Source organism: Nocardia sp. 852002-20019_SCH5090214 (genome assembly GCF_001665865.1).
GTDB classification, from domain to species: Bacteria; Actinomycetota; Actinomycetes; order Mycobacteriales; family Mycobacteriaceae; genus Nocardia; species Nocardia nova.
The window spans coordinates 1-2213 of sequence record NZ_LZMK01000165.1; the positions used below are offsets into that span (position 1 = coordinate 1).

Annotated in this window: 1 protein-coding gene; it reads left to right on the top strand. The window is 65.1% G+C overall.

The features are described 5' to 3' along the window. A partial coding sequence (locus A5780_RS13775) for a non-ribosomal peptide synthetase (RefSeq protein ID WP_156769491.1) occupies positions 1-2213 on the top strand: 2213 nt, incomplete at both ends.

Consider the following 2213-nt stretch of genomic DNA (forward strand, 5'->3'; position numbering starts at 1 on the left):
GGTCCCGGATGCGTGGTCGGGCTACTGATGCAACGCTCGGCACAAGCGATCACCGCCATCACCGCGGTACTCGAGACAGGGGCCGCCTACCTGCCCATCGATCCCGAACATCCGAGGGCACGAATCGAATTCATGATTGCCGACGCCACACCGGCGGCCGTGATCACCACCGCCGACCTGGCCGGACGACTCGACGGAATCGACATACCGATCATCGATGTCGACAACCCCGCAATCCACAGCCAACCCAGCACCGCGCTACCGGCGCCGCGCCCGGATACCATCGCCTACCTCATCTACACCTCCGGCACCACCGGGGTGCCCAAAGGCGTGGCCACCACCCACCGCAACGTCACCCAACTACTGACGACCCTGGACACCGGCCCTACACCCGCCTCCGAACAGGTATGGGCGCAATGCCATTCGCTCGCCTTCGACATTTCGGTGTGGGAAATCTGGGCCCCGCTACTCCACGGCGGCCGACTGGTCGTCATACCCGACACGACCACCCTCTCCCCCAACGACTTTCACGATGCGCTTGCCGCCGAACACGTCACGGTGTTGACCCAAACACCTACTGCGGCAGCAATGCTCACGCCACGAGACCTGGAACCGCTGACCCTGATACTCGGCGGTGAAACCTGCCCTGCTCGAGTGATAGACCAGTGGGCACCCGAACACACGGTGATCAACGGCTACGGCCCCACCGAAACCACCATGTGCGTCACCCTCACTTCACCCTTGACACCCGGATCGGGAACTCCGCCGATCGGCGCACCCGTAGCCGGGGCAGCGTTGTTCGTCTTCGATAACCGACTACAGCGCGTGCCGGTCGGCGTCACCGGCGAACTGTACGTCGCCGGCGCGGGAGTCGCCTGCGGATACTGGCGGCGCACCGCACTGACCGCGACGCGATTCACCGCCTGCCCATTCGGGAAGCCCGGGACACGCATGTACCGCACCGGCGACCTCGTCCGCTGGGGACACGACGGTCAGCTGCGGTATGTGGCCCGCGCCGACGAGCAGGTCAAAATCCGCGGATATCGCATCGAGTGCGGCGAAGTCCGGGATGCCCTGACCGGATTGGACGGGGTGGAACAGGTGGCAGTGATCGCCCGCGAAGACGACCCCGGAGACAAGCGCCTGGTCGCCTACATCACCGGCACGGCAAACTTCACCGACATACGCACCCAACTCGCCGAACGACTTCCCGCCTACATGATCCCCGCGGCAGTCATGACACTGCCCGCGCTACCACTGACCGTCAACGGCAAACTCGACACCCGTGCCCTACCGGTACCCGAATACGCGGCAAGCGGGTATCGCGCCCCGAGCACTCCCGTCGAGGAAATACTCACCACCCTCTACGCCCACACACTCGGACTCGACCACGTCGGCATCGACGACTCGTTCTTCGACCTCGGCGGAGACTCACTATCGGCGATGCGCCTGATCGCCGCGATCAACACCACACTCGACACCGACCTCTCGGTACGCACCGTATTCGACACACCCACCGTTGCCCGGCTGGCCTCCGGTATCGGTCGCGCGGGTTCGAGCCGACTCCCACGACTGACACCCGTCGAACGGCCCCCGGTAATTCCGTTGTCGTATGCCCAGCAACGACTGTGGTTCATCGACCAACTGGAGGGCCCCTCCCCGCTCTACAACGTGGCGGCGGCGTTGCGGTTGAGCGGTGGGCTCGATGTCGAGGCGCTGCGTGCGGCGCTGGCCGATGTGGTCGGCCGGCATGAAAGCCTCCGCACGGTGTTCGGCACGGTCGAGGGGACACCCCGGCAGATGGTTATCCCCGTCGAGCGGGTCGATTTCGGGTGGGAGGTTGTCGATGCGACCGGGTGGTCGGGCACCCAGCTGGATGCGGCGGCCGACGCGGCGGCATGCTACCCCTTCGACTTGTCTGCCGAAATTCCCTTGCGGGCAAGGCTTTTCGAAGTTGCCGATCGCGAACACGTGCTGGTGATCGTGATGCACCATATCGCTGCTGACGGCTGGTCGCTGAGGCCGCTGGCCGCTGATTTGAGTGTGGCGTATGCCGACCGGTGCGCGGGCCGAGCGCCGAATCGGTCGCCTTTGGCGGTGCAATACATCGACTACACACTCTGGCAACGCACCCAACTCGGCGACCTACACGACCCCCACAGCCCCATCACCACCGAACTCGAGTACTGGGAACACACCCTCGCCGGCCCGGA